The following is a 26,219-nucleotide window of genomic DNA, read 5'->3' on the forward strand; positions in this document are numbered from 1 at the left end:
AAAATGCGGCAGCGCGGCGGCGCATGCCGAGCGGGGGTTTGGAGATGAACGCGGTGTTGAAGACGATTGGCATTATCGGCGCAGGCCAGATGGGTTGCGGCATCGCGCAGGTTTCGGCAGATGCAGGCTATAAGGTCCAGCTCTACGATCTCTCCGAGGAACGCGTCCAGCACGGCCTGGCCACCATCAACGGCAACCTCGCCCGCCATGTGACGAGCGGCAAGATGACGGACGAAGAGCGTTCCGCCACCCTCGCCCTGATTTCCGGCTCCTCCGACATCAACGATCTTGCCGCGTCCGATCTCGTGATCGAAGCCGCGACCGAAGACGAAAACGTCAAGCGCAAGATCTACGCCCAAGTGTGTCCGGTCCTGAAGCCGGAAGCAATCCTTGCCACCAACACGTCCTCGCTCTCGATCACCCGGCTCGCTTCCGCCACCGACCGCCCCGAGCACTTCATGGGCATCCATTTCATGAATCCGGTGCCGGTCATGAAACTCGTGGAACTGGTTCGCGGCATCGCGACGGACGAAGTGACCTTCGCAACCGCCAAGGACTTCGTCGCCTCGCTGGAGAAAACGGTGACGGTCGCCGAGGATTTCCCGGCCTTCATCGTCAACCGCATCCTGTTGCCGATGATCAACGAAGCCATCTACACGCTCTACGAAGGCGTCGGCACCGTCGACGCCATCGACACCGCCATGAAACTAGGCGCCAATCATCCGATGGGGCCGCTGCAGCTTGCCGATTTCATTGGCCTCGACACCTGCCTGTCGATCATGCAGGTGCTGCACGACGGCCTGGCTGACTCGAAGTATCGCCCCTGCCCGCTGCTGGTGAAATATGTCGAAGCCGGCTGGCTCGGCCGCAAGTCCGGGCGCGGCTTCTACGATTATCGCGGCGATACGCCGATCCCGACCCGCTGACGCCAACCGATCTCGACGATCCGCACGGTCTCGTTTCATTCTTGCCGTTCGAAGGTTGTCCGCCGAAACTGATGAGCTGGCGAAACCAGAACCTATGCGCCGCGAGCATCGCGCTTCGCCTGCGAAACGGCGCTCGCCTTCCGCAGTCTACCGCGCTCCATGGGGCGGATGAGATCTTTGCGCTTTGTGCTTTCGATCGAGTGCATGCCTGCGTGGGCCTGCCGCGTGTTAAATGACTCGTCCTTCTCGCTTTTCGCTTCTTTCCTTCGTGCCAACGCGGCGCGCATGTTCTCGACCATCTGAATTTTAGCAAGCATTCGACGCCGGCGGGCCTGTTCTGCGTTCACGCTGCGCACGCCCATGGCCAGAACTTCGAGTTTGCCTCTCGTGCCTGTATCCTTGCGTGCCGGTGTCGCCCCTTTGGGTTGCGCCTTGCCTCTCATTTCCCTGCGCTGTCTGTTCGCCTCGCTTTGCGCACGATCGCGCCTTTCACGGATTCGCTTGGCGAGATCAGAGAGATCTGTATCCGACAAATCCTGCATTGCCGGATGGTGAGTCTTTTGAACGAGCTGCCATTCGTCCGCCGTTAGCAAACGCTCTGCCTGCTTGCGCGAAATTGCCATCTACGCCTCCTACGCTATCGCATCAGTACACCGACTTGGTTCGAGAGGGCTCGCTGCGCACCAGCAAAGCGAGCTAGAGCTTCGAAAGCTTGGTTCGGTCGCGGGTCCAACTTATCCGCGCGACTGTGTCCGATTCACAAACCTAGCGCTGACGGCAAGGTCGGCAATAGACTTTCAGTGTCGCTAGTCGCACGGTCACTGCGATAGAAGTACTCCAGGTTGCCGGCGTTCGCGACCCGGCCACGGCTTCCGGTCGGCGGTGCGCCAACCGCAATTATCGCAACGCCGGGATGGAAAGTAGCGCGATGATGGAAAGCACGCCTAAAGCAGCGGCCGTGCCGAGTGACTGTGTGATGCCGAAGTTCTCCATCGCAAAAGCCAGGACGAACGGCGCAAGCGCCGACAGGATCAGCCGCGCTGCCATCATTCTCCCTTGCAGCTTGCCGTAACCGTCGCTGCCGAAGAGATGCAGAGGCAGCGTACCGCTGACGATGCTCAGCAGGCCATTGCCCATGCCGAAGATCACGGCGAAAGCCATCGCACCCGGCACGGACGGAGCCGTGAACAGCAGCACCAACACGCCGCCCGGAATCAGCATGGCCGCGATCACCGCCAGATGGATTGCCGGCAGGTTCTTACCGAAGACCATGTTGATCAGCCGGCTGCTGACCTGCGATGGGCCGAAGAGTGTCCCCACGAGGGCAGCGGCTCCGCCGAGTCCAAGGCCGGACAGTAGTGGCACCAGGTGCACCAGCGTGGCCGAACTGACGAGCGACATCAGTGATAAGCCGCTGACCATGATGGCAAAGCCGAGCCGGCGGCGAGCAGGTGGCAAGATCCCCTCCACTCGCTGGGCGGCGACCAATGCCGCCGTCGTCCGTTGCGTGCTCCTGCTGCGCGACAGCCATGCATGGATCGGCAGGCAGATGGCCAGGTTGAGAACGGCGAAGATCAGATAAACGTTCTGCCACGTAAGATGCGCATTCAGCGCCGCGGTGATTGGCCAGAAAATCGTCGAGGCAAAACCGGCAATCAGCGTCAGATAGGTGATGCTGCGGGATGCAACCTGTGGCCGGATCTGCACAAGCAGCGCGAAGGCTGCGCCGTACTGAACAAGGTTTGCGGCAACTTCGACGGCGATGAGCGCGGCAACAAACACGGCCTTGTCGGGCGCGAGAGCGCAGGCGGCCAGAGAGACAGCAGCAATAAAAGAGCCCGTAGCCATCACCCGGCTGGCGCCGATCCGGTCAAACAGCGCTCCCAACCACGGAGCCGTCAGGCCGCCGACCAGAAGCGCCGCAGAGAGAGCGCCGAAGACCCATTCCTTCGACCAGGCAAACTGCGCGGCCATATCGGGAGCAAGAATGCTGAAACTGTAATAGAGGGTGCCGTAGCCGATGATCTGTGTCACACCGAGCGCCAGCACGGCCAGAAGCGGCACGCGTTCAGACAAGGCGTTTACCTTGGGCATCGAGAACCTGCTGCCCGTCTTCCTTGGCGAACGGACCTTTGTGGGTGCCGGGCAGGATAACCAGGACGACCTCCGAAGGCCGGGCGAGGCGCGTGCCCAGCGGGCTGATGACGAAGGGACGGTTTATCAGGATCGGGTCTTTCAACATGGCATCGAGCAACTCGTCATCGGCCAGGTCAGGGTTGTCGAGTCCGAGTTCGGCGTAGGGCGTATCTTTCTCGCGGATCGCGGCACGGACGGTCAGGCCTGCATCCGCGATCATCTTGATGAGTTGTTCACGGCCCGGCGGATCTTTCAAGTATTCGACGACCACAGGTTCGATGCCCGCATTGCGGATCATTGCCAGCGTATTACGCGAGGTGCCGCATTTCAGATTGTGATAGATCGTGACGTCGATTGTCATGGCGCAGGTTCCGTTTCAGTCAGTGATTGAGGATTGCGAGCTTCCATCAGCAGCCAACTCGCCAGCAATGCGCCGAGGATTTCCGCGACAATAAAACCCGGCAGATCGACGGGCGGATGCCGGAAAAGGTGTTCGTCAGCGAGCGGGCGATAGCGACCGCAGGATTGGCGAATGAGGTCGAAGCGGTGAACCAGTAGGCCGCCGTGATGTAGAGGCCGACCAGCCATGCCACCGCATCGGCACGAAAGCGCAGACCGGCGAGGATGACGAAGACGAGGCCGAACGTGGCAGTCACTTCGGCCAGCCACTGCGCGCTGCCGGTGCGGATGGTGGTCGAGACCTGCAGCAGAGGCAGTCCGAACATGGCATGCGCGAGCAGCGTTCCGGCAACGCCGCCAAGGATTTGTGCACCGATATTGGCCAGAGTAGACATGGCAGTCAGCTCACGGCGCAGCGCGAAAACCAGCGACACGACCGGATTGAAGTGAGCGCCGGAAATCGGCCCGAGGATGGTGATCAGCACAACGAGGATCGCCCCCGTTGCCAGCGTGTTGGCGAGCAGCGCAAGCGCCGTGTCCGTCGTCAGTCTGTCCGCCATGGTGCCCGAGCCGACCACGGTTGCGACCAGAAGAGCTGTGCCCAACGCCTCCGAGGCAAGGCGACTGGAGAGCGGAAAAGATGTCATGGCCTCAGGTCCCGGACTAGATCAGGACGTTCATTGAATTTTTCCCTTGCCGGGCGGGCAGCAGGCAGCGATTTCCGCAGCCGGCGCACAGATTTCCAGATGGCCGGCGCAGCAGTCTTCCATCAGGAAGCGCACGAGGCCGCCGAGCGCATCGTAATTGGCGGTGTAGATGATCGAGCGGGCTTCGCGCTGCTGGCTGACAAGGCCCGCCCGGTCCAACTCCTTCAGATGGAAGGAAATGTTCGAGGGCGATAGTTCGAGCTTCTCCGCAATTGTCCCGGCGGCCATGCCCTCGGGGCCGGCAACGACGAGCATGCGGACGATCTGGAGGCGGGTCTCCTGAGACAGCGCGCCGAACGAAGCGAGGGCTTGACGTTCATCCATAATTCAATAATCCTTGAAATGTTGAAACAAGGAGTACCTCAGATGAATGCGATCGACAAGGCCCTGTCTTCAGATATCAGCCTCGGCCTTCTGCTTGAGGCTCTGGCAACGTCTCCAGATCTGCCTCTGGCGTTCCGCTACGACGGTCGGTTGGCGAAGCCGGGCTATCGCGTCACCGAGGTCAAGGCCGGACAGTTTTCGGCACTCGACTGCGGAGCCAACCCGGAAGCTTGGGCGGAGACTTTCGTTCAGCTCTGGGATATCGAGGAGGGCGACCGCACCCACATGCCGGCCGGCAAGTTCGCCGCCATCATTCGCAAGGTTTCCGAACATGTGCAGCTTGATGGCTCGGCGAAGCTGACCTTTGAGGTAAGCGATGGTGTGCAGCCGATGCAGCTCTATTGCGCCTCGATCCCGGTCATCAGCAACGGTGTGGTGCAGGTTGAACTCCTTCCCCGCGCGGCAAGCTGCAAGCCGCGTGACCGGTGGCTGGCGAAGCAAGCCCAAGAGACGGCCTGCCGCGGGCCGGCGAATGCTGCTACCAAGTGCTGTGGCTAAATCCACCACTGACTGCTTGCGACGGATAGGAGACGCTGACGGATGATCGGAGCGGCAACGACGTCACCCGTCACCCGAAGACTGAAAATCGCGGCCTTTGCCGGCGAAACCGTCGAGCGTCGGCGGTTGCCGTCTTCGCCCTTGGAGGAAAGCCAGCGATCAGCTTGCGACCCAAAGAATGCAAGCCAGCCCGGCGAAGAAGACCGCAAGAACGAGTGCAAGCCTGGCGAAGATCCAGCAATCGTCTGCGCGATCGAAGGCAACCTCGTGCTTATCGGTGTGCCCAGATGATTGCGCTTGAGCCGCCTGACGCGATTGCACCGCGACGTAATATAACCACCAGCGACCGTACATCGCCTCATCCTTCCAGCAAAACTGCATGACTGTTCAAGCGGCCAGATGATCGACCGCACCGGCTAAGATCATCGGTGCGGGCATATCTTTTCGATTGGATGGACGGGCACCCGATGTAAGCATCGCATAAAAGACGGTGATGGACTTCGCTGGCGCGATCCTGCTTTGGCCCGCTTGGCGCCGGCTTGCCTTTAAATGGGGAACCCCAACTCCGAGACCGTCGTCACGATCAGCGATCGCATCCACAGATGCGCTCGATCCTGGTCGTAGCGGGAGTGCCAGTAGAGGTTCACGTGCGGCGCGGGAATATCGATTGGCGGTTCGAAGACCATCAGGTCGAGCTGCGCCTTGACCGCTCTCGCAAACTGCACGGGCACCGCCGCGACATGCGAGCCGGCGGCAACGGCGAGCGCCACGCCCTGAAAATGCGGGAGCGCAAGCGTCACGTTACGACGAAGCCCGTGCGACTTCAGAGCCTCGTCCACCATGCCGGAAAGCGTCCCATCGATCGAACGTATAGCATGGGGCAAGCGGGAAAAGAGATCGAGCGGAATCTGTCCGCCGTCCGGAATCGCTGCAATGGCCTCGTTGTTTCGTGATGCGATGATGACGAAGGGCGATTGAAAAAGCAGCGCGCTTGATACCCAATCCGGTAACTCGAGCGGACGCTCGAGGGCCATATCGACCGCATTCTCTTGAAGCAGCCTTGCGACGTCGCCCCTGGCGCTATCAAGCAAACGCAGGCGCACATTCGGCGCTTGTTCGTGCACCTTTCGCGCCAACTGGGGCATCAACAGCATGGAAAAGAAGTCGGCCCCCAACAGCGTGTAGGTCCGATCGAGTTCGCCTAGTTCCAGGCCGCGGACCGAGCGGATCATTCCCTCGATTTCCGCGAGCGCCAGGCGGGCCCTTTCACCAAGTTCGACTGCCCTGGGCGTGGGCAGCATTTCGTTTCCCTGCCGCGCGAAAAGATTGTCGTTGAAGAGGTGGCGAAGCCTGTTCAACGCCGCACTCACGGCCGGCTGACTGAGACCGATACGATCCCTGGCAAGCGATGACAAGATCAGCGTCATCGAGCATTGGATGCCATGGGGAGAGACGCCGCCTCTGCACGTTCACCATCGCGAAGATGAAGTTTTCCATTTGCTCGAAGGCGAGATGCGCTTCCAAATCGGGCAGCGAGAGGTTCGCGCCAGCGCGGGGCAGACACTGGTTGCTCCGAAGGGTATCCCGCACAGCTTTCGGGTCGAAAGTGTCGCCGGCGCCCATTGCCTGACGATCACGCGTGGCGATGACTTCGAGACAATGCTGCGGCAGGCAAGCCAGGTCGCCGACAAGGCCGAACTTCCCGCCGCGACCGCCCGTCTCCCGAGATGATCGACGCGCTCACGCGCTGCTGCGCCGAAAACCATATCGCGATCGTCGGGCCGCCGCTCTCCTAAGGCGACGTCCCCACCTACCTTTGATCAGCGCCTTCTCGTCGCTATCCCAGGCGGCGGGCCGTTCATGTGGAGATCTGGCCGCCCTCGCCGCCGTCCAACAGGCGCCCCGCAGAGCTAGACCAGTTTTGCTGTTTAGCGCTTGCTCGTCGGCCAATGTGGGGCCATTCTCAGGATCGATCCTGGCGGTTCGCCAAGACGAGAGGTCAGGCCTGCAACGCTGAATCTCGACCTCGGCAGCGCCCAACGCGGGCTCGACTTCAAAGCACTTGTCGTGGTGCCTTTCTGATCCCCGCGGCGAGGAGGTTGTTTATGTCTGTGTGCCATGTCGAACATCTGTTGCAACCGGGCGACCAAGCTCCGAACTTTGTGCTGGATGCAATCTCACGCGAAGGGAAGATCGCACTTGATGACTTTCGCGGCCGCAGCCCGCTATTGATCGGTCTGTTTCGGGGCCTGCACTGTCCGTTCTGCCGTCGCCATGTCGCGGCTATGGCACAGCTCAGCTCGACGCTGCGCGAGAAAGGCATCGAATCCCTGGTCGTTGTAAGCACCCCGGTAGAACGCGCGCGACTCTATTTCCGTTACCAGCCGATACCCAATCTTTTTGCGGCATCCGACCCGGAACGGAATTTGCATCGCGCCTTCGGCTTGCCCGTCCTCGAGTTCACCCACAATGAGACCGACTGGCCATACAAGGTTGGAATGGACGTGGTCATGGCAATGCGGGTCGATCGACCGGGAGAGTTGCCGGAACCAATGGCCCCGCCCACAGCAGGTGATCTTCTCAACAAAAAGGACCGGTACGAATTTACGGAAGCCGATCGGCAGGTGAGCCTCACCGGACATATGCAGCTTGTCGGTCACTTCTTGCTCGATCGAGAAAGTGTGGTGCGTTGGAGCTTCACGGAGGTCGAAGACGAGGGGCGAAATGTGTGCCAGGCGCTCAATCCCGAAGAACTTCTGTCGGCAGCTTCTCAAATCGCAGATTAACAACGAAGAATTCCGAGTGGTGTAGCAGATGCCACCTAGCCCATCCGCTGTTCTGCACGCAAGCGGCCATAAGCCGCCTTGCCTACGACTCTATCGCTCCCTTGATCAGCGCCTTGGCATCGTCGCTGTCCCAAGCGGCGGGGGCCGTTCATGGCGGAGATCAAGCAGCCCTTGCCGTCGATCAAAAGCGTGACGGGGAGGCCTTCCTTCTTCAGGCTGTTGAAGACCTCGCCGCGGCTTCGACGGCCACCGCGACGGGCTTCTGGTTGTGTCCGCTAAATAAAGTCGCTCAAAAGCATATACGATTGCTGAAGGTTTATTGATTAGCCTTGGATCGAGCCGAGGGACATCGATGAACAGCACGAGCAAGAAAAGCGCTTCGAACGACATGCTGAAAAGGCTGGCGCAGCCAAATACATGGCTTCTTGCACTGGTGGCAGTGGTCGTGCCGAATTTGATCTTCCTGCTCGCAACTCCGTACTTTCTTGTCTACCGGCTGGTTTCGCCTCCCCTTTATTTCCTGGCAGCGATGATTTCCCTTTGGCTGCGGCCACCGTTTGTTTATGTCCTTTTCGGGCTCGTGGCGATTATCGACTTAAGCTTGGTGGTCGCAGTCATGTTCTACTTACCCCTGGCAACCGCCTTTCATACGATTCGCTATCTTGCATCGATCGATGTCGCCGCATCTGCTTTTTACATCGGCGCAATTTCTCTTTTTCTTTTCAACGCGCTTGGAACAGCTTGGCTCGTAAACCGGCATAGAAAGGCGCTTTGCGCTGCCTCGCCATTGCCCGCGGCCATCCTGGCCGCTGCGCTGCCCGTGGCAGATGGCTACGTCAATCGCTTATACGTAAAACAGCCTGCCTCACATTTTGAAAGTGCGATGGCACTGAACGGCCTTGATGCCGAAAGCATAACCAAGCGCGGACGGAACCTGCTGATCGTCATAGTGGAAGGGCTTGGCTCGTTTTCCGACCCCGGGATGAAAGCCCTCTTGGCCAGCAAATTTGAAAGTGCAGCAGTTAAAGCGGGCTACAGCGTACTCTCCGGCAGAAGCAACTTTGAGGGCTCAACCACCTCTGCCGAGTCACGCGAACTATGCGGGCGATGGGGAAATTCACCGACTATTTGCGCGCCGAACAATACGACTGCCTTCCTCGACAACTTGCCGAAAGGGGTTTCGCTACAATCTCCTACCACGGCTATTCCAGCGAAATGTTCGATCGAGATGTCTGGTACCCCCGGATTGGCATAAAAGAATCCCATTTCCTCGACGACCTTGCACGCGATCGGCAGCTCTTCCCATCCCGATGCGGCAGCGTCTTCAACGGCCTTTGTGATGGCGAAGTTGGTGACGCAGTTCATCTCCGTCTTCTGGCCAAGAGCGCGCAGCCGATGATAGTCTACTGGTTGACGCTTAACTCGCACATACCCTACGTCGCGAAACCTGGCGGCCAGCTTCATTGCAGGACCAACGAAGCAATCATCAAGAACCAGCGCGTTTGCGAATTGACCGAGATCTGGGCAGAGGTTTTCGACAAGATTTCCGAGATTGCAGCCGATCCAAAGCTACCATCGACGGATATCCTCGTTGTCGGTGACCATACAACACCATTGTGGGAAAAGCGGGCGGCTGTCGCGTTTACGCCAGGCAAGGTCGACTGGTATTTTCTTCAAACGCGTCAAAGTGCTCAGACACAGCTTACGAACCTATCGCGCCCTTGATCAGCGCCTTGGCATCGTCGCTGTCCCAGGCGGCGGGGCCGTTCATCGCAGAGATCAGGCAGCCTTTGCCGTCGATCAAAAGCGTGACCGGCAGGCCGAAGGCGAGGCCTTCCTTCTTCAGGCTGTTGAAGACCTCGATCGTGTTGTCGCGGTAAAGCTGCAGCGCGTTTACGCCGATCTCGCTGAGAAAGGCCTTCGGCTTCTCGTCGTCGCCGGTGTCGATGTTGACGGGCACGACCTGGAACCTGTCGCTGCCCAGCTCCTTCTCGAGCGCGTTCAGCGCCGGCATTTCCTCGCGGCAGGGTACGCACCACGTCGCCCAGAGATTGAAGAGCACGGTCTTGCCGGCGAAATTGTCGAGCGTCATCGATTTGCCGTCCGCGCCCTTGAAGGAAACGGTGGTAAGCCTGCGGTGCTCGTCAGGAGCGACCATCGCCGCCACCTGTCCCTTGAGCAGCGGCGCGATTCTCGCGGCGATCTCCTTTGTCGCCGCGCATTCGCCCGAGGCCGTTTGCGTCCTGCCATTGCCAGACCCGGCTTCCCTGATGTAAACCGCTGCCGCACCGGCAATAATGCCTGCGACGGCCGCGATCCCGATCAGCTTCAGGGATGGCAGGCGCAGGGACTTTCTTGTCGTCATTTCATTCTCCGAGACACGCGTTCTTCAAGGCAGGCATCGTCATGGCCGACAGCACGGATACCAAATCTTCCAACCAGATGTGGGGCGGCCGTTTCGCCTCCGGTCCCGATGCGATCATGGAGGACATAAATGCCTCGATCGGTTTCGACAAGAAGCTGTTTGCCCAGGACATCCGCGGTTCTATCGCCCATGCCACCATGCTTGCCCACCAGGGCATCATTTCGGCAGACGATAAAGACAAGATCGTCGAAGGGCTAAACACGATCCTGTCAGAGATCGAGAGCGGCAGTTTCGAATTCTCCCGCAAGCTCGAAGACATTCATATGAACGTCGAGGCACGCCTCGCCACGCTGATAGGCCCGGCCGCCGGTCGCCTGCACACAGCCCGCTCCCGCAACGACCAGGTCGCGCTCGATTTCCGCCTCTGGGTCAAGGAAGAGCTGCAGAAGACCGAGCAGCTACTGACCAACCTGATCGCCGCCTTCCTCGACCGCGCCGAAGAGCACGCCGAGACCGTCATGCCGGGCTTCACGCATCTGCAGACCGCCCAACCCGTCACCTTTGGCCACCATTGCATGGCCTATGTCGAAATGTTCGGCCGCGACCGCTCGCGCGTGCGCCATGCAATTGAGCATCTGGACGAGAGCCCGATCGGCGCGGCAGCGCTTGCCGGCACCGGCTATCCGATCGACCGCCACATGACGGCAAAGGCGCTCGGCTTCCGCGAGCCGACACGCAACTCGATTGACACGGTTTCGGACCGCGACTTCGCCATCGAGTTCCTGTCGATCGCCGCCATCGCAGGCATGCACCTGTCGCGTCTGGCGGAAGAAATCGTCATCTGGTCGACGCCGCAATTCGGCTTCGTGCGCCTGTCGGATGCCTTCTCCACCGGTTCGTCGATCATGCCGCAGAAGAAGAACCCTGACGCCGCTGAGCTGGTGCGCGCCAAGACCGGCCGCATCAACGGTTCGCTGATCGCACTTCTGACAATCATGAAGGGCCTGCCCCTCGCCTATTCAAAGGACATGCAGGAAGACAAGGAACAGGTCTTCGACGCTGCCGAAAGCCTGGAGCTGGCAGTATCAGCCATGACCGGCATGGTTCGCGACATGGCCGTCAACAGCGCGCGCATGAAGGCCGCTGCCGGTTCCGGGTATTCGACCGCGACCGACCTTGCCGACTGGCTGGTGCGCGAAGCCGGCCTGCCGTTCCGTGACGCGCATCACGTGACCGGCCGTGCGGTGGCGCTGGCCGAGAGCAAGGGCTGCGACTTGGCCGAGCTGTCGCTTGCCGATCTGCAGGCGATCAATGCCGGTATCACCGACAAGGTTTACGACGTGCTGACGGTCGAGGCATCGGTTGCAAGCCGCAAGAGCTTCGGCGGCACGGCGCCGTCGGAAGTGCGCAAGCAGATCGCCTATTGGCGAGCCCGCAACTGACCTCAACAATCAGGGTGCACAAGCTGGATAAACTTCGCTATGAAGGTGTCCACCAGTGCCGCTTCCCAAGAGGAACTCCATGCAGAAGAGCTTGCCGCAGATCGTCCGCCTGACGGTTGTTTTCGCCGTGATCGGCCTTGCCGTCGCCGGGTGCGGGCGAAAGGGCGATCTCGACCCGCCGAGCGCGAACGCAACGAAGACCGGTGACTCGTCCAAGCCGACGCCGCAGCCGGGCAGGGTCGACAGGCCCTTCATCCTCGATCCGCTTCTCTAAGGCACGCGGCGATCTTTCGGATTCGCCAGCAGCGCTTTAGCCTTTGTATTTATGCATGTCCTGATCCCGAAACCGGTTCCCACGTCGGGAGACATGCTTTGAGAGGCCACTGACGTGAACCATTTCGACTACCGCGACGGCGTTCTCTACGCCGAAAACGTTCCCGTTCCCGAGATCGCCAAGGCCGTCGGCACGCCTTTTTATGTCTATTCCACGGCCACTCTCGAGCGCCACTACCGCGTCTTCTCGGAAGCCTTCCGCGATGTCGACGCGATGGTCTGCTACGCCATGAAGGCGAATTCCAATCAGGCAGTGCTAAAGACGCTGGGCAATCTCGGCGCCGGCATCGACGTCGTATCCGAGGGAGAGCTGCGTCGCGCACTGGCCGCCGGCATCCCGGCATCGCGCATCATGTTCTCCGGCGTCGGCAAGACAGCGCGGGAGATGGACCTGGCCCTCGAGGCCGGCATCTATTGCTTCAACGTCGAGTCCGAGCCGGAACTCGAGATCCTCAACCAGCGCGCCGTCAGGGCAGGCAAGAAGGCCCCTGTCTCCTTCCGCATCAATCCCGATGTCGACGCCAGGACGCATGCGAAGATCTCGACTGGCAAGAAGGAAAACAAGTTCGGCATTTCCTGGGAGCGCGCCCGCGCCGTCTATGCCCGCGCAGCAAGCCTGCCCGGCATCGAAGTGACCGGCATCGACATGCATATCGGCAGCCAGATCACCGACCTGCAGCCATTCGAAGACGCCTTCAAGCTGCTGCGCGAACTGGTCGGCACGCTACGCGCAGAGGGCCACGATATCCATCACGTCGATGTGGGCGGCGGCCTTGGCATCCCCTACCGGGACGACAACAACCCGCCCCCATCGCCGGAAGCCTATGCTGCGATCGTCACGAACACTCTGCGCGACCTCAACTGCAAGATCGTCACTGAGCCCGGCCGCCTGATCGTCGGCAATGCCGGCATCCTGGTCACCGAAGTGATCTACGTGAAGGACGGCGGCGAGAAAACCTTCGTGATCGTCGATGGCGCGATGAACGACCTCATCCGTCCGACTCTCTATGAGGCCCATCACGAGATCCGCCCCGTAGTGATCTCGGCAGCGAACGCGCCGCGCATCAAGGCGGATATCGTCGGCCCCGTATGCGAAACCGGCGACTATCTGGCGCTCGACCGCGAAATGGCGATGCCGAAGTCCGGCGATCTCTTCGCCATCAGCACCGCCGGCGCCTATGGCGCGGTTCAGGCCGGCACCTATAACAGCCGCCTTCTGGTTCCTGAAGTGATCGTCAAGGGCAACGATTTCCACGTGATTCGCCCGCGCGGCACCTACGAAGAGCTCATCGCCCTCGATTCCATCCCGGCCTGGCTGGACTGATCACCGCCTGGCGGGGGCATCACTTTTTGGCGAAGAACCGTGAAAAACCGGCATTGGCTGGGGCTTGCCCTCGCCTTCGCCACAAAGAATGCTATCCTTGATCGAGAGCGAATTGCCCCGGCAATCGCCGGAAACGCCCTCCTGCTTTGAACGCCAGCGCGCGGAGAACGGATTGAACAAGAGCTCCAGCAAGGAGAAAACCGGAGCATTTGCCCTGAGGCCTTCCTTGGCGCGCCTGGTCGCGGCCAAGCGCTTTCTGGCGCGCCTGGTCCTGCTGTTCGAACAGATCCTACCTCTCCTGCTGCCGATTCTGTCGGTTGTGGCGCTCTACCTCACAGCGTCTTGGTTCGGTGTCTTCCGCTACGCGCCCGAATGGATTCGCATGGCGCTACTGATCATTTTTGCGGTTGCCACCCTCGTCACCCTCCTTCCGCTGCGCCGGCTTCATTGGCCCGATGTGGCTGCTGCCGATCGGTTGCTCGAGCAGCGCAACGGCCTGCAGCATCAGCCTGTTGCCGTTCAGGAAGACGAACCCGCCACCGACACGCCTTTCGCCCGCGCCCTTTGGCGCGAACATCAGACGCGGATGGCGGAGAAGATCGCGGCGCTCGATACCGGCTTCCCACGCCCCGACATCGCCTCCCATGACCGGCTGGCCTTGCGTGCCATCCCGGCATTGCTTGTGGTAATGGCTTTCGCCTATTCGCTATCGACGAGCGGCGGTTCGATCTCGGATGCGCTGCAGCCGCGGCCCGCGCCGCAGGCAGTTGATCCTGCCGTGCGTATCGACGCCTGGGTCACGCCCCCCTCCTACACCGGTCGCGCGCCGATCTATCTGACGGCAAACGGTACCGAGCAGACGGCGATCCGCGTCCCCGAACTCTCGAGCCTGACGGTCCGCGTCAGCGGCGGAAAGACGGCGGAGAAGGTTGTCTTCCGGCACGAGAATGGCGAGGCCGAGGACATCACGCCTCAGGAAGCCGCCAAGCCCCCTGTTACGCCAGTGGCCACTCAGCAGACCGACGGCACGGCTCCCATCAATCCCGCGCTGTCCGCCACGACGCATCTGATGAAGCTCGAGGAAAACGGCAGGCTCGAGGTCAACGGTCGCGCGTGGAGCTTCGACGTTATTCCTGACAAGGCGCCCGAGATCGCCTTCAATGGAATACCGAAGCCGACCGTCAACGGCGCTCTCGAAATCGGCTTCACGGTCAAGGACGATTACGGCGTGCAGGAAGCGCGCGCGGAGATCGTTCCTGTCGACTCCGACCCGGCCGCAACGCCGCTTTATCCGCTGCCGGACTTCCGCCTGGAGATCCCCCGCCGCAATTCGCGTGACTCCAAGGGATTGACCAGCAAGAACCTGACCGAGCATCCGCTGTCGGGCAAGCGGGTCCGCATCACCCTTATTGCCAAGGACGCCGCCGGCCAGACGGGTCGCAGCTCGCCCTACGAGATGACGATGCCGGCCCGCCCGTTCCACGAGCCGCTGGCCGCCGCCGTCGCCGAAGAGCGGCAGGTCTTTTCGCTCGACACGCGCAAGATGCTGGAAGCGATCACGCTGAACGAGGCGCTGACGCTGCGCCCGGAAGAGACGATCCCGAAGCTGACCAACTACCTGCTGCTGCAATCCGCTCTGACGCGGATGAAGCTCGCCAAGGGCGAGGAGGCGCTGAAGGATACCGCCGACCACCTCTGGGATATCGCTGTAGGCATGGAGGATGGCGATCTGTCGCAGGCAGAACGCAATCTGCGCAACGCCCAGCAGAACCTGGCCGACGCTCTCCAGCGCAACGCCCCTGATGCCGAGATCAAGAAGCTCATGGACGAGCTGCGCAAGGCGATGCAGGACTACATGAAGGAGCTTGCGCAGCGCATGCAGAATGCGCCGATGCAGCCGAACCAGAATGCTCAGAACATCCTTCGCCAGCAGGATCTGGAGCGGATGATGGACCAGATCGAGAATCTGGCGCGCTCCGGCAACCGCGACGCTGCCCAGCAGATGCTCTCCGAGCTGCAGCGAATGATGAACAACCTGCAGGCCGGCAGGCCACAGCAGGGGCAGCAGGGTCAGGACAACAGCCAGATGCGCCAGCAGATGGACAAGCTTGGCCAGATCCTGCGTGACCAGCAGAAGCTGATGGAAGAGACCTTCAAGCTGGACCAGCAGTTGAAGGATCGCATGCAGCGCGGCGATCCGAACATGGGGATGAACGATCCGCTGCTGGACGAGATGCCGATGGACAATGACGGCATGCAGCAGGATCAACAACAGGGACAGCAAGACCAGAGTCAGGACCCGAACCAGAACCAACAGCAGAGCCAGAACCAGCAGGGTCAGTCGCCTTCCGACCAGATGACGGCTGAGCAGCTGCGCGAAGCCTTGAAGCAGCTGCGTTCGCGCCAGGACGAACTTGGCAACCAGCTTGGCGAGCTGCAGAAGGGTCTCGGCGACATGGGCATCAAGCCCGGTCCGGGCTTCGGCCAGGCCCAGCGCGAAATGGAAGGCGCCGGACGCGAACTCGGTCAGGGTCACGGCGAACCGGCCATCCAGGGCCAGGGACGCGCCCTCGAGGCGCTCCGTCAGGGCGCGCGCGACATGATGAACCAGATGATGCAGGCCATGCAGGGCCAACAGGGACAAGGCCAGCAGGGCCAGGTCGGGCAAGGCAATCAGAACGGCCGCGACCCGCTTGGACGTCCGCGCCGCGCCGAAGGCCCCGATTTCGGCGATCAGGTGAAGGTCCCGGACGAGATCGACGTGCAGCGCGCCCGCGAAATCCTGGATGCCATTCGCGAGAAGCTCGGCAACAACCCGCCGCAGGAAATCGAACGGCGCTACCTGGAACGGCTTCTGGACATTCAATAGCTCGGCTGTGCCAATTCAGGTCACAATAGCGTGAGATTCGCCAGCTCCACGCCAGCACTCCCTATGTCTATTTTGACGCAGATCGCGCGTCGTTTGGGCATGAGTTGAGGGTATTTCCATGAAAACGGAATGGAAGCTGATCGCAGCTGTCGCTCTTGGAATCGGCATGGCTGCAAGCACGGCAAGCGCAATGGATATTGGTGGTTTCGCAACGACCAACAGCGGTGGCAGGACCCTTGCTGCCGACGGCTACGAATCGAGCCGAAGCTGGGGCGGATCGAACAGCTACCGACCGGCTCCCTACAGCATGGAGACAACGGGGAGCATTTCGTCCAGCCGCTCCAGGGCACGGCAACCCGTCAACTGTCCGCCGAGGCCGATTCCCGGCACGCTGCAGACGCAGGGCGGAAACAGCGGAACGACCATAAATCCCGCCTGCCCCGACTATTGAGAAGCTACGGGTTGGATCTTGCCAACGAGGCCATCGTCTCCACGTGGCGCGGCGAAGGCATGATCTGTGCGTGACTGGATGACAAACTTCAAGTTCCGCCACCGAGGCGAGTCCCGCCTGGCGAAAGCTTCGTCTTGTCACGCTGCAGCTGAATAACTATAGCGATTCGATGGCAATTCTTTTCAAGACCGTAATCGGTGAAAACGCGGCATTCGAGTTGATCGAGAATGCGCTCTCCCGTACCGGCGAATACGATGGCTACCTAAACGTCGTGGCTGACGAAGGCGAGAAGACTCTCCCTTGGTCACCCGGCATGCATGCCGAGCAGTTCCAGGCGGAAATCACGGAAATTCTCCGTTCGACCTGGGATATCTGCCGCTTCTGGGTGATCTACGAGCGGCGCGACGACCGGCAGGAGGCCGAAGCCAACGCCATCCGCAACGCGGCGTTTAGGCTGACGCGCGGCTATGCCGGCGTCATCGTCGTGACGCTCAGCCTGCTCCACAAGCGCGACAGCCTGGCCGATATCGAACTGATCTTTGTATGTTTCCAGCAGGACTTCCAGCGACGCAATTTTCGCGTCCGCTATGAAGGCAAATTCATCCCCGATGAGGGCTGAATAGTCGAGATCATGCCGTTAGCCGCCTCAGGCGGCCAACGCACGCGCGACAGCCTTGCGGATATCGGGCAAGGCAAAGGGCTTCGAGACGACATCGACGATCTTCTCCGCCAAGTCGTCCGCGCGTTCGCGCTGTTCCGCGTAGCCAGTCATCAACAGGATCTTCAGTGCCGGGAAGGCGGATTTTGCCTGATGCGCCAGTTCGATGCCGTCCATCACAGGCATGCGGATATCCGAGAGCAGCAGGTCGTAGACGCCGTCTCTGAGTTTTTCCAGTCCCTCCGCACCGTCAGCGGCTTCTTCGGTCTCATGACCGTCAAGACGCAAAGCGCGGGCTACGAAAGAGCGTAGGGAGTCCTCGTCTTCCGTAATCAGAATTTTTGCCATGGTGTGCATCACTCCGTTTCATGCCCCGCAACGGAAATCACACGAGTTTCCTTTGCGATCGGTAAACGGCAGGAAGGGATGGACGGGATGGTTAACAACCCGTCTCATCGTGGCGCATTCAGGGTCAGGTCGTGATCCCTAGGCGTCGCCGGTGACGACGCCGACAAATGGGAGTTCGCGGAAGGCGTAGGCGACATCCATGCCGTAGCCGACGACGAAATAGTCAGGGCATTCGAAACCGACATAGTCGGCCTCGAGCTTTTCCTTGCGCTTGACGCTCTTGTCGAGGAGCACGGCGATGGTGACGTTGCGGGCGCCGCGCTCGTAGAGCAGTTCCTTGGCAAACAGCAGCGTACGGCCGGATTCCAGAATATCGTCGATCAGAAGAACGTCGCGATCCTTCACGTCGCTGTCGATATCCTTGACGATCCGCACGCCTTGCGAGACCGTGCCGGTGCCGTAGCTCGAGAGAGTGATGAACTCGACCTCTGGCGCGAGGCCGCTGTCATGCAGCGCGCGGATGAGGTCCGCGGCAAAGATGAACGAGCCTTTCAGCACCGCAATAACCAGCAGGTCCTTCGTCGGTCCCGATGCAATCTGCTTCGCCATGGCATGATTGCGTTCGGCAATCTGCTCGGCTGTGAAGAGTGGCTCGATGTTTTTTCCGCGCACGACGGGCATAAGCAGGCTTGCTCCATGAATAGAAGCACAAGCCGTTACCACAAACGGCGCGATGAAACACCCCTTTAGAGCCCTTCAGGGCATGAACGAAAGCCGGACTTCCGGCATTTTTCCACCGGTGTATTGGACTCTCGTAGAAAATCCGCGGCTTTGCCCTGCGTAGATGACATCCACCGGCGGGTTGATGACGATGCTTGCGGTCAACTGCTCGCCGGCAAAAAAGTTGGCGCGGATGGGGCGAACGATCTGCGTCGTGCCGCTCTGGTTGTCGATGATGCCGTTGATCAGCAACACCTGCATCCCGTTTGCCTCGCGGGGCGTGATCGTGACATGCGAGAAATGCAGCGGTGCCTCTGCCGGTGCAGCGTCGCTTTCACAGAGGCCGGAGAAGCCACCGACGATACCAAACACCAGCACCGAAAGCGCGCCCACCAGGGCGGCGAAAGTCTTGACCGATGCCTGCTGCAGCCAGGCTTCGCCCGCTCGGACGAATGATTCCATCGAAGCTCGCGGGAACGTCGGCCGGAGCATCGAAGGCGCCGGGGGACGTCGGCGATTGCCAGTGAAGCTCCGGGCATCAAAGGCCTGGGAGCGGTTGTTGATCACTACGAATTCGGCATCGGCCACATCGGCTGGGCGGGCTCGGCGGGCCTCGCGCTTGATCGGCTCGGGCGGCAGAAAATCATAGCTGCGGCCGGGCGCCTGGCGTCTGAACGAGGAGGAGGTCATGATGACGGCCTTTCCGGTGTCCACATGGTTTCGAGCCGGACGGAAATCCGGCATTGAAACGAATCCTCCTCAGTCGTAAATTTTAATGGTTAATGCTTCGCAAAGATCGCCATCAAAGCGGCGTCTTTCCGATAAATTTACTGGTTGTTAATGCTGTTGGTTAACAAGTCGTGCGGTGAACAAACAAAAGACTGATCTATCGTTGATCCACTTCGAAAATGTCGGTTTGCGCTATGGGATGGGCCCGGAAATTCTCCGGGACCTGACGTTCGACATTCCGAAGAAATCGTTTCAGTTCCTGACCGGCCCCTCGGGCGCCGGCAAGACCACCTTGCTCAGGCTGCTGTTTCTATCGCTGCAGCCAACCCGCGGGCTGATCCGCATGTTCGGACGCGACATTTCCGATATCCCGCGGCCCGAGCTGCCGCTGCTGCGGCGCCGCGTCGGCATCATCTTCCAGGAATTCCGGCTCCTCGACCACTTGACGACCTATGAGAACGTGGCCCTCCCGCTGCGCGTTCGTGGCAAGGACGAGAGTTCCTACAAGACCGACGTGCTGGAACTTCTGAAGTGGGTCGGTCTCGGCGAGCGCATCAACGTTCTGCCGCCGGTGCTATCGGGCGGCGAAAAGCAGCGCGCCGCGATCGCGCGGGCCTTGATCGACCGTCCCGAGATCCTGCTTGCCGACGAGCCGACCGCCAACGTCGACCCGCCGATGGCCCGCCGTCTGCTCAATCTCTTCCTTGAGCTTAACCGTCTCGGAACGGCCGTTGTGATCGCCACCCACGATCTGGCCCTGATGGACCAGGTTGAAGCCCGCCGTATGATTCTCTCGGAAGGGCACCTCGATATCCATGACTAAAGCAGCGCCCAAACCGCCGGCGGAGGCCGCCCCGAAAGGTCAGAAGCGGCCGGAGATGAAGGTGCGGCCGACGGCGCCGATCCTGCCGTCTGCCAACATTCAGGGCAATGCGCTAATGGTGGTGATCGCCATCATGGCCTTTCTCGCCTGCCTGACGCTCGGCGGCGTCAGCATGGTGCGTTCCACAGCGGCGAGCTGGGAGAGCCAGATTTCCCGCGAGATCACCATCCAGATCAGGCCCGATGAGGGCTTGGACATGGAAAAGACGCTGGCGCAGGCGCGCGATCTCGCTCTGACATTCGTCGGCACCAAGGATGGTCAGATCGTCGACGAAGCGGCAACCGCCCGCCTACTCGAACCCTGGCTCGGCACAGGGCTCGACATCAAGGAACTTCCGGTCCCGCGGCTTGTCATTATCACCATCGACGAAAGCAACCCGCCCGATTTCGAGGCAATGCGCTCCCTGCTCAAGGGGAGCATTCCGCAGGCTTCGCTCGACGATCACCGCACCTGGGTCGACCGTCTGGTGTCGATGGCCCACACGACGGTCATGATCGGCACCGGCATCCTGCTGCTTGTCTTCTCGGCCATGGTACTGACAGTCGTTTTCGCAACCCGAGGAGCTCTCTCTGGCAACCGCCATATCGTCGAGGTGCTGCATTTCGTTGGCGCCGAAAGCTCCTTCGTCGCCAACGAGTTTCAGAAGCACTTCCTGAAGATCAGCCTGAAGGGATCGGCGGTTGGGAGCGCCCTTGCAGCGCTGTTCTTCCTCACCGCCGGCTTCTTGCAGAGCCGGACCTTGGCGACGCCGCAGACGGACCAGGCCACCGCGCTCTTTGGCACGTTCTCGGTCGGCGCTCTTGGCTATCTCGGCATCTTTGCGACCATGATCATCATCGCCCTGCTGACGACCTTCACGGCACGGCTGACGGTGATGCGGACGATTTACGAGATCGATACGTTGCGTTCCGACCCGACACGGGCGGATGGGCTCGTGAATTAAGCTTGTCATGCCTTTTTTGCCATGAAAGCGTCTGTTCGCCGCCGCAATCTGCATATATTTTTCCGATTCATGAGCATAGGACACATTCCGCGCACCCCGATTCGCCCTGGAGCGGAGCTTCTTCGCTCCGACGGGCGACCTATTCGCGGCCCCGTGCGACGCATGCTGCGCTGGGGCGGCATGGCCTCCATCCTTGCCATCGCCCTGATTTTTGGTGGGTTCCTGCGCTTTGCCGATTCCGTCACGACCCTGAAACCTCCGCTTGACCCACGGGCAGACGCAATCGTCGTTCTGACGGGTGGCTACCAGCGAATCGACCAGGCCGTCGAACTGCTGCAGAAAGGCGCCGGAAAACGCCTGCTGATTTCGGGCGTGCATCCGACAACCACGCCGAAGCAGATCCGCAGGATGACCCAGGCCTCGCCGGAACTTTTCACATGCTGCGTCGACGTCGGCTACGACGCACTCGACACGATCGGCAATGCCCAGGAAGCATCGAACTGGATCCACCAGCGCGGCTACAAGAGCGTCCTCGTCGTCACCAACAACTACCACATGCCGCGCAGCCTGGCGGAACTCGCTTATGTCGACGCCGAAACGCAGTTCATTCCCTACCCCGTTGTGAATACGGACCTGAAGACCAGCGACTGGTTCACCGATCCCAACGCCGTCCGGGTCATGCTCGCCGAATATGCGAAAGTGCTCTTCGCCGGCGCGCGCAATCTGACGGGACTTGGCCGGCACCCTGGGCTCCGCTCGGCAGGCGTCTCCGGCTAATGCCGAGGGAAACCTTTTTCTGAACGCCAATATCGTGTAGGAGGGCGCAACCGCCTCTTGCGGACATTGGCCTCGGGAAAATTTATGATCGCCCTGCGTTCCGTTCTCTTCAACACGATCTTCTACGCCAACCTCATCGTTCGCATGATCGTGCTCTCCCCCTATTATTTCGTCGCGCCACGCAAGGACGCCTACCGCATACCGAAGAACTGGGCACTGTCGAGCCACTGGCTGATGGAGAAGATCGTCGGCACGACCTTCGAGATCGAGGGCATGGAGAATCTGCCCGATGGCGGCTATATCCTGGCGCCGAAGCATCAGTCGTTCTGGGATACCTATGCCCTGCTGCCGTGGCTCAAGGATCCGGTCTACATTCTGAAGCGAGAGCTGATGTGGATCCCGCTCTTCGGTTGGTATGCCAAGAAGCAGCGGATGATCCCGGTCAATCGCGGCGCCCGCGGCAAGGTGATGGTCGAGGCGTTGAGGCGAACCAAGGAAGAGCTGGCAACCGGCCGCCAGCTGATCATTTACCCCGAAGGCACGCGCCGCCCGCCCGGTGCCGAACCGCTCTACAAATACGGCATCGCCCGCATGTACCGCGACCTGCAGCTACCGGTCGTGCCGGTCGCCATGCACCCCGGCCTGTTCTGGCCGCGCCGCAGCACGTTGCGCTACCCCGGTCACTTCAAGGTGCGGATCCTGCCGCCAATCCAACCCGGCATGGACCCCGATGCCTTTTTCGCGCATCTGATCGAGGTGACCGAGAAGGCGAGCGATGAACTGCTGGTCGACACGGTCAAGCGCAACCCGAACCTGCCGCTCCCGCCGACCGCCGCTCGTCGGCTCGCGGAATTGCAGAAAGCGATGGCAACGACGACCTGAACTCAGGCCGCGTTTCTTAGTCGTTCCACTTCGCCGACCACCTGCTCCAGCCAGTGGTCGCGAATGCCCATTTCCCGCAGGTGTGCCAGCGTATTGAAGACATAGGCGTCGTTCGGCCCTGATCGGCCCTCCGCACCGTGGACAACGTGCGCCGCCGCGATCGCGTCGAGCCCACCGGCATATTGCGTATGCGCTCGATCGACGACGTAGGCGACCGCCTTGCTGCTCCGGCCGTCCGCCAACTGGAGGGGCAGGCAACGCTCAAGATAGACGTTGGTTACGAGCTCGCGCTCCCTCAGATAGTCGATTGTCTCGCCCCACTGATCCGGCGCGATCCGAAAGGCCATTCCACGGCAGGAACCACCACGATCAAGGCCGAGCACGAGGCCCGGTTTCTGCTGCGTGCCGCGATGCACCCAGGAATGCACGCAGAGCGACCGTCTATAGCCATAGACAAGCGCCTGAGAACGCTCCAAAAATTCGAAGCCCGGATTCCACATCAGTGATCCGTAGCCAAACACCCAAAATTCGTCCATATCGCACGCCAGACCCACATTCCCTCTCGCGCGTCACCTTTGGAGAACATCATGGCAGCGTCAAGCCCATCCCGCAGCGGCAGAAAATTCTGGTGGCTCGGCTGCATCATCCTCCTGGTGATCGCGCTTTATACGAGTGGCTGGTTCTATGCCGCCTCGCAGCTGAAAACGACGGTGCTGAAGGCGATCGCGCCCGGCAACACCGCAGGCGTCAGCGCCGAATGCGCCGATATCGACTTCCGCGGCTATCCGTTCCGGATCGGCCTGTTCTGCTCGAAGGTCGATGTCGATGACAACGTCAACGGCGTGTCGGCGAGTTTTGGCGAGCTGCGCTCCGCAGCCCAGGTCTATGCTCCGGGGCATATCGTTTGGGAGCTCGACTCGCCCGCCGAGATCCGCACCGCCCACGGCCTGACGCTCAATGCCGAATGGGCGAACCTGCAATCCAGCCTGATCACCAAGCTAAAGGGCATCGACCGCTCCTCCACCGTCATCGACGGGCTCAAGGGGACGGCGGTTTCCCAGACCGGCCAGACGATCAATTTCGACGCTGCTCACACGGAGATCCACCTTCGCCAGAACAACGGCGACCTGGATGGCGCGATCTCGCTGACGGATTCCAATACCGCCATCAAGGACTGGCCGGCATTCCCGAAGCTCTCGGCGAGCGCCGACGTGACCCTGGCCGGCAAGGCCGGCATGATCGACGGCAGCGACCAAAAGGGCCTCTACGGCGCCAGCGGCGAGCTGCGCAAGGTCGTGGCCGACATCGGCGACGGCAAGGTCATGACCCTGAGCGGCCCCTTCTCCTTCGACGAGGAGGGCTATCTGTCGGGCAAATTCAAGCTGGAGATCGAACAGCTCGGCCCCTGGCGCGACAGCGTCAAGCAGACCTTCCCTGAAATCGCCAAGACGGTCGACACCGCCGCCAAGCTGCTGAAAGCTTTGGCGGGCGGCGGCGACAAGGTTTCCGTCGATCTCGTTGTAGCACGTGGCAATGCCACGGTCGGCGGTTTCATTCCGTTGGGATCGATCCCGCCGATCTGAAATAGAGCCTTCAGGCTTTCTTTTCGAGCGGATGCGGACGGCCGAAGTCCGGCGCATCGACGTCCTGGCCGGCCTGGATGATCGAACGGCGGATGGCACGCGTGCGGGTGAACAGATCGAAGATCTTGTCGCCCTCGCCCCAGCGAATGGCCCGCTGCAGATAAGCGAGGTCCTCGGAGAAGCGCGCCAGCATTTCGAGGATCGCATCCTTGTTGTGCAGGCATACGTCGCGCCACATCGTCGGATCGGAAGCCGCCAGACGCGTGAAGTCGCGGAAGCCGGACGCGGAATACTTGATCACTTCCGATTCCGTCACCGCCTCGAGATCATCCGCCGTGCCGACAATGTTGTAGGCGATGATGTGGGGCAGGTGCGAGACGATGGCGAGCACCTTGTCGTGGTGCTCGGGATCCATCTCGTCGACCTTGGAGCCGAGCGTTTCCCAGAACTGCCGCAACTTTTTCAATGCCGCTTGGTCGGTTCCGGCGATCGGGGTGAAGATGCACCAACGCCCTTCGAAGAGCCCGGGAAATCCGGCGTCTGGGCCGGACTTCTCCGTGCCGGCAAGAGGATGGCCGGGAATGAAATGCACGTGCGGCGGCATATGCGGCTGCATTTGGGCAATGACGGATGCCTTGGTCGAACCGACATCGGTGACGATGGCACCGGGCTTCAGGCTGCCGGCGATTTCTTTCGCCACGCTCTCCGACGCGCCGACGGGAACCGACACGATCACCAGGTCCGCATCCTTGACGGCCTCTGCCGACGAGGTCGTATAGCGATCGCCCAGGCTCAACTCCTCCGCTCGCTTCAGCGTTTCGGCGCTGCGCGTCGAGATGACGATCTCACCTGAGAGACCGAGCCGCCTGATATCATAGGCCAGCGAAGAGCCGATCAGGCCGATCCCGATCAGGGCAATGCGATCGAACTGCACCGTCATGACTTGCGTCCCATGAACTCGCCGAGCGCTTCGATGACGCCACGGTTCGCCTCTTCCGGACCGATGCTCATGCGCAGCGCGTTCGGGAAGCCGTAGCCCTTCACGGCGCGCAGGATGTAGCCGCGGCTGGTCAGGAACTCATCGGCTTCCGGCGCGCGCTTGCCATCAACATCCGGGAAGTGGATGAGCACGAAGTTGGCGACCGACGGTGTCACCTTGAGGCCGAGAGCCTCGAGCGCACCCGTCAGCTTCTCGATCCACATCTGGTTGAAGGAGGCGGCCTCCTGCGTGAATGCCTGGTCGCGAATGGCCGCGGCACCCGCTGCAATGGCCGGCGCGTTCATGTTGAACGGGCCGCGGACGCGATTGACCGCGTCGATGATGTCTGCCGGCGCATACATCCAGCCAACGCGAAGCGCGGCCAGGCCATAGACCTTGGAGAAGGTACGGGTCATGACGACGTTGGCATTCGACGAAACGATCTCGATGCCGGCCTCGTAGTCGTTGCGGCGGACATATTCCGCGTAGGCGGCATCGAGCACCAGAACGACCTGCTTCGGCAGGGATGCCTGAAGACGGCGGATTTCGCTGACCGCAACATAGGTACCCGTCGGATTGCCGGGATTGGCGATGAAGACGATCTTGGTCTTCGGCGTAACGGCCGCCAGAATGGCATCGACGTCGACCGTCTGATCCTTCTCCTTGACGACGACAGATGTCGCACCCGCGCCCATGATCTGGATCTTGTAAACGAGAAAGCCGTGCTCGGTGATGATGCCTTCGTCGCCAGGCCCGAGATAGACATGGCAAAGCAGGCCGAGCAACTCGTCCGAGCCATTGCCGCACATGATGTTGGCGGGGTTCAGACCATGCACAGCCGCGATCGCCTCACGAAGTTCCGTCGACTGGCCATCAGGATAGCGCTCGAGACTGCCGGCAGCATTGCGGAAAGCTTCGATCGCCTTCGGGCTCGCGCCAAGGGGTGTTTCATTGGAAGAGAGCTTGTAGACGCGGGCAACGCCCGGCGCATGTTCCTTGCCCGGCACATAGGCTGCGATATCCAGAATACCGGGACGCGGAACGGGCTTGCTCTTCTCTTCGCTCATGGGATCGACCTTGGAAATACCGGGAAAATT

Annotated in this window: 30 protein-coding genes and 2 pseudogenes; 18 read left to right on the forward strand and 14 right to left on the reverse strand. The window is 60.9% G+C overall.

What is annotated here, in order from left to right:
- Nucleotides 1-44 precede the first annotated feature (44 nt).
- Entirely contained in the window at nt 45-926 is an 882-nt protein-coding gene (locus tag AC1DPR_RS18485; RefSeq protein ID WP_025662821.1) for a 3-hydroxybutyryl-CoA dehydrogenase, read from the forward strand.
- Nucleotides 927-1,018: 92 nt separating this feature from the next.
- Here the strand turns inward: AC1DPR_RS18485 and AC1DPR_RS18490 are convergent, their stop codons facing one another.
- The 5 genes and pseudogenes from AC1DPR_RS18490 to AC1DPR_RS18510 all read right to left on the reverse strand — a co-directional run bounded on the left by AC1DPR_RS18490 (nt 1,019) and on the right by AC1DPR_RS18510 (nt 4,492).
- Nucleotides 1,019-1,549 carry a hypothetical protein gene (locus AC1DPR_RS18490; protein ID WP_018857804.1) on the reverse strand — a complete coding sequence of 177 codons (531 nt, stop codon included), beginning with the start codon at nt 1,547-1,549 and terminating at the stop codon, nt 1,019-1,021.
- Between the two features lie 274 nt (nt 1,550-1,823).
- Nucleotides 1,824-3,020: an arsenite efflux MFS transporter ArsK gene (arsK, locus tag AC1DPR_RS18495; protein ID WP_477816844.1), complete on the reverse strand. Its 1,197-nt coding sequence runs from the start codon at nt 3,018-3,020 to the stop codon at nt 1,824-1,826.
- Complete coding sequence (gene arsC / locus AC1DPR_RS18500) at nt 2,995-3,423, reverse strand: arsenate reductase (glutaredoxin) (RefSeq protein ID WP_477816845.1); 429 nt, start codon at nt 3,421-3,423, stop codon at nt 2,995-2,997. The genes arsK and arsC overlap by 26 nt, the downstream gene beginning before the upstream one ends.
- Nucleotides 3,420-4,108 (reverse strand): annotated as a pseudogene (locus AC1DPR_RS18505) (aquaporin). The gene arsC and the pseudogene AC1DPR_RS18505 overlap by 4 nt, the downstream one beginning before the upstream one ends.
- Nucleotides 4,109-4,138: 30 nt before the next feature.
- Nucleotides 4,139-4,492 (reverse strand): ArsR/SmtB family transcription factor, encoded by a 354-nt coding sequence (locus tag AC1DPR_RS18510; RefSeq protein WP_018857800.1) that lies wholly within the window; start codon nt 4,490-4,492, stop codon nt 4,139-4,141.
- A 42-nt stretch (nt 4,493-4,534) separates the two neighbouring features.
- Between AC1DPR_RS18510 and AC1DPR_RS18515 the strand changes: the two genes are divergently transcribed.
- Entirely contained in the window at nt 4,535-5,050 is a 516-nt protein-coding gene (locus tag AC1DPR_RS18515; protein ID WP_477816846.1) for a DUF6428 family protein, read from the forward strand.
- Between the two features lie 42 nt (nt 5,051-5,092).
- A complete protein-coding gene (locus AC1DPR_RS18520; RefSeq protein ID WP_477816847.1) occupies nt 5,093-5,341 on the forward strand; it encodes a hypothetical protein in 249 nt (82 codons plus the stop codon).
- A 254-nt stretch (nt 5,342-5,595) separates the two neighbouring features.
- On the opposite strand, the gene AC1DPR_RS18525 is transcribed toward AC1DPR_RS18520, so the two are convergent.
- Complete coding sequence (locus AC1DPR_RS18525) at nt 5,596-6,477, reverse strand: LysR substrate-binding domain-containing protein (RefSeq protein ID WP_477816848.1); 882 nt, start codon at nt 6,475-6,477, stop codon at nt 5,596-5,598.
- Nucleotides 6,478-6,487: 10 nt separating this feature from the next.
- On the opposite strand from AC1DPR_RS18525, the gene AC1DPR_RS18530 reads away from it, so the two are divergent.
- Both AC1DPR_RS18530 and AC1DPR_RS18535 read left to right on the forward strand, forming a co-directional pair.
- The gene (locus tag AC1DPR_RS18530; protein WP_477816849.1) at nt 6,488-6,781 is read left to right on the forward strand and encodes a cupin domain-containing protein; all 294 of its coding nucleotides are present in this window, start codon (nt 6,488-6,490) and stop codon (nt 6,779-6,781) included.
- Between the two features lie 374 nt (nt 6,782-7,155).
- Complete coding sequence (locus AC1DPR_RS18535; protein WP_477816871.1) at nt 7,156-7,836, forward strand: redoxin family protein; 681 nt, start codon at nt 7,156-7,158, stop codon at nt 7,834-7,836.
- Nucleotides 7,837-7,918: 82 nt separating this feature from the next.
- Here the strand turns inward: AC1DPR_RS18535 and AC1DPR_RS18540 are convergent.
- Nucleotides 7,919-8,063, reverse strand: a pseudogene (locus AC1DPR_RS18540) (TlpA family protein disulfide reductase); the annotation flags it as partial.
- 125 nt (nt 8,064-8,188) lie between these two features.
- Here AC1DPR_RS18540 and AC1DPR_RS18545 point away from each other — a divergent pair.
- Both AC1DPR_RS18545 and AC1DPR_RS18550 read left to right on the forward strand, forming a co-directional pair.
- Nucleotides 8,189-9,091 (forward strand): hypothetical protein, encoded by a 903-nt coding sequence (locus tag AC1DPR_RS18545; protein WP_477816850.1) that lies wholly within the window; start codon nt 8,189-8,191, stop codon nt 9,089-9,091.
- A gap of 140 nt (nt 9,092-9,231) precedes the next feature.
- Nucleotides 9,232-9,561 (forward strand): hypothetical protein, encoded by a 330-nt coding sequence (locus AC1DPR_RS18550; RefSeq protein WP_192241130.1) that lies wholly within the window; start codon nt 9,232-9,234, stop codon nt 9,559-9,561.
- On the opposite strand, the gene tlpA is transcribed toward AC1DPR_RS18550, so the two are convergent.
- Complete coding sequence (gene tlpA, locus AC1DPR_RS18555) at nt 9,539-10,201, reverse strand: thiol:disulfide interchange protein TlpA (protein ID WP_113470286.1); 663 nt, start codon at nt 10,199-10,201, stop codon at nt 9,539-9,541. The two genes, AC1DPR_RS18550 and tlpA, sit on opposite strands and share 23 nt — an antisense overlap.
- A gap of 41 nt (nt 10,202-10,242) precedes the next feature.
- Between tlpA and argH the strand changes: the two genes are divergently transcribed.
- From argH to AC1DPR_RS18585, 6 genes are all read left to right on the forward strand, one after another.
- A complete protein-coding gene (gene argH / locus AC1DPR_RS18560; protein WP_477816851.1) occupies nt 10,243-11,643 on the forward strand; it encodes an argininosuccinate lyase in 1,401 nt (466 codons plus the stop codon).
- Between the two features lie 79 nt (nt 11,644-11,722).
- A complete protein-coding gene (lptM, locus tag AC1DPR_RS18565; protein WP_018857791.1) occupies nt 11,723-11,917 on the forward strand; it encodes an LPS translocon maturation chaperone LptM in 195 nt (64 codons plus the stop codon).
- A 114-nt stretch (nt 11,918-12,031) separates the two neighbouring features.
- Entirely contained in the window at nt 12,032-13,300 is a 1,269-nt protein-coding gene (lysA, locus tag AC1DPR_RS18570) for a diaminopimelate decarboxylase (protein ID WP_477816852.1), read from the forward strand.
- A 226-nt stretch (nt 13,301-13,526) separates the two neighbouring features.
- The gene (locus tag AC1DPR_RS18575; protein ID WP_477816872.1) at nt 13,527-16,169 is read left to right on the forward strand and encodes a TIGR02302 family protein; all 2,643 of its coding nucleotides are present in this window, start codon (nt 13,527-13,529) and stop codon (nt 16,167-16,169) included.
- Between the two features lie 118 nt (nt 16,170-16,287).
- On the forward strand, nt 16,288-16,620 hold the full coding sequence (locus tag AC1DPR_RS18580) for a hypothetical protein (protein WP_477816853.1): 333 nt from the start codon (nt 16,288-16,290) through the stop codon (nt 16,618-16,620).
- Between the two features lie 169 nt (nt 16,621-16,789).
- The gene (locus AC1DPR_RS18585; RefSeq protein ID WP_477816854.1) at nt 16,790-17,239 is read left to right on the forward strand and encodes a hypothetical protein; all 450 of its coding nucleotides are present in this window, start codon (nt 16,790-16,792) and stop codon (nt 17,237-17,239) included.
- Between the two features lie 27 nt (nt 17,240-17,266).
- Here AC1DPR_RS18585 and AC1DPR_RS18590 read toward each other — a convergent pair whose 3' ends face one another.
- The 3 genes from AC1DPR_RS18590 to AC1DPR_RS18600 all read right to left on the reverse strand — a co-directional run bounded on the left by AC1DPR_RS18590 (nt 17,267) and on the right by AC1DPR_RS18600 (nt 19,090).
- Nucleotides 17,267-17,626 (reverse strand): response regulator, encoded by a 360-nt coding sequence (locus AC1DPR_RS18590; protein ID WP_007789408.1) that lies wholly within the window; start codon nt 17,624-17,626, stop codon nt 17,267-17,269.
- A 138-nt stretch (nt 17,627-17,764) separates the two neighbouring features.
- On the reverse strand, nt 17,765-18,307 hold the full coding sequence (hpt, locus tag AC1DPR_RS18595; RefSeq protein WP_018857784.1) for a hypoxanthine phosphoribosyltransferase: 543 nt from the start codon (nt 18,305-18,307) through the stop codon (nt 17,765-17,767).
- A 75-nt stretch (nt 18,308-18,382) separates the two neighbouring features.
- Nucleotides 18,383-19,090 (reverse strand): hypothetical protein, encoded by a 708-nt coding sequence (locus tag AC1DPR_RS18600; RefSeq protein ID WP_477816855.1) that lies wholly within the window; start codon nt 19,088-19,090, stop codon nt 18,383-18,385.
- 148 nt (nt 19,091-19,238) lie between these two features.
- Between AC1DPR_RS18600 and ftsE the strand changes: the two genes are divergently transcribed.
- The 4 genes from ftsE to AC1DPR_RS18620 all read left to right on the forward strand — a co-directional run bounded on the left by ftsE (nt 19,239) and on the right by AC1DPR_RS18620 (nt 22,560).
- Complete coding sequence (gene ftsE / locus AC1DPR_RS18605) at nt 19,239-19,898, forward strand: cell division ATP-binding protein FtsE (RefSeq protein WP_007528031.1); 660 nt, start codon at nt 19,239-19,241, stop codon at nt 19,896-19,898.
- Between the two features lie 55 nt (nt 19,899-19,953).
- Nucleotides 19,954-20,901 carry a cell division protein FtsX gene (locus AC1DPR_RS18610; RefSeq protein ID WP_477816873.1) on the forward strand — a complete coding sequence of 316 codons (948 nt, stop codon included), beginning with the start codon at nt 19,954-19,956 and terminating at the stop codon, nt 20,899-20,901.
- 69 nt (nt 20,902-20,970) lie between these two features.
- Complete coding sequence (locus tag AC1DPR_RS18615; RefSeq protein WP_477816856.1) at nt 20,971-21,678, forward strand: YdcF family protein; 708 nt, start codon at nt 20,971-20,973, stop codon at nt 21,676-21,678.
- Nucleotides 21,679-21,762: 84 nt separating this feature from the next.
- On the forward strand, nt 21,763-22,560 hold the full coding sequence (locus tag AC1DPR_RS18620) for a lysophospholipid acyltransferase family protein (RefSeq protein WP_477816857.1): 798 nt from the start codon (nt 21,763-21,765) through the stop codon (nt 22,558-22,560).
- 2 nt (nt 22,561-22,562) lie between these two features.
- Here AC1DPR_RS18620 and AC1DPR_RS18625 read toward each other — a convergent pair whose 3' ends face one another.
- Nucleotides 22,563-23,096, reverse strand: a complete 534-nt coding sequence (locus tag AC1DPR_RS18625) for a gamma-glutamylcyclotransferase (RefSeq protein WP_018857778.1) — start codon at nt 23,094-23,096, stop codon at nt 22,563-22,565.
- Nucleotides 23,097-23,147: 51 nt separating this feature from the next.
- On the opposite strand from AC1DPR_RS18625, the gene AC1DPR_RS18630 reads away from it, so the two are divergent.
- Entirely contained in the window at nt 23,148-24,143 is a 996-nt protein-coding gene (locus tag AC1DPR_RS18630; RefSeq protein ID WP_477816858.1) for a DUF2125 domain-containing protein, read from the forward strand.
- A 10-nt stretch (nt 24,144-24,153) separates the two neighbouring features.
- Here AC1DPR_RS18630 and AC1DPR_RS18635 read toward each other — a convergent pair whose 3' ends face one another.
- Together AC1DPR_RS18635 and hisC are read right to left on the reverse strand one after the other, a co-directional pair.
- Nucleotides 24,154-25,083 (reverse strand): prephenate/arogenate dehydrogenase family protein, encoded by a 930-nt coding sequence (locus AC1DPR_RS18635; protein ID WP_113161172.1) that lies wholly within the window; start codon nt 25,081-25,083, stop codon nt 24,154-24,156.
- Nucleotides 25,080-26,189 carry a histidinol-phosphate transaminase gene (gene hisC / locus AC1DPR_RS18640; RefSeq protein WP_477816859.1) on the reverse strand — a complete coding sequence of 370 codons (1,110 nt, stop codon included), beginning with the start codon at nt 26,187-26,189 and terminating at the stop codon, nt 25,080-25,082. The genes AC1DPR_RS18635 and hisC overlap by 4 nt, the downstream gene beginning before the upstream one ends.
- Nucleotides 26,190-26,219 lie beyond the last annotated feature (30 nt).

This window comes from Rhizobium sp. 01T417 (assembly GCF_056398905.1).